Raw genomic sequence first — 508 nt, 5'->3', positions numbered from 1 at the left:
CTTAAACTAAGAATGACAGTCGATCAATTAGAAATTCAGCTTCGTCAAAACAATGTAACGAATATTAGTGATGTTCAATATGCCACACTTGAGCCTAGTGGAAAATTAGGTTTCATATTGAAACAAAACAAACAAAATGCGACCAAAGAAGATATTCAGTATATACTAGACCAAATTCAACAGCTAAGACAAGAAATTGAACTAAAGCTTCCACAAACAAAAGTAGTATTTAAAGCGAATCCAAAACAAAACCAAAGCACGAATCCTAATCCTCCAAATACGCAAACCAATCCGAACCAACCAATTCAAAATAGTTTGTTTGAAGAAGTTCGAGATAAGGGTCATCATGAGGAGCCTCCTCAATACTTACAGTAACCAAGAGCTGACGTGTTCTTGGTTATGATTTACAGAATGTTGGTCAACCAGGCGAGCTACAACACGTTGTGATTTTAGTTCTCGCATCTTAGCGCAGGGCGGTTCTATAGCGTTTTGTTATTGACATTATTTT

At 36.4% G+C, this 508-nt stretch carries 1 protein-coding gene; it reads left to right on the top strand.

Going from position 1 to position 508, the window contains the following annotated elements; genetic code table 11:
* The coding region (locus tag ABD785_RS41225) for a YetF domain-containing protein (RefSeq protein ID WP_344840373.1) at positions 1-375 on the top strand (375 nt) is incomplete at its 5' end.
* Positions 376-508: the final 133 nt, after the last annotated feature.

The organism is Actinocorallia longicatena, from assembly GCF_039534125.1.
GTDB classification, from domain to species: domain Bacteria; phylum Actinomycetota; class Actinomycetes; order Streptosporangiales; family Streptosporangiaceae; genus Actinocorallia; species Actinocorallia longicatena.
Note: the sequence above shows the minus strand (reverse complement) of the source record. Positions and strands in the feature narration are given on the sequence as shown.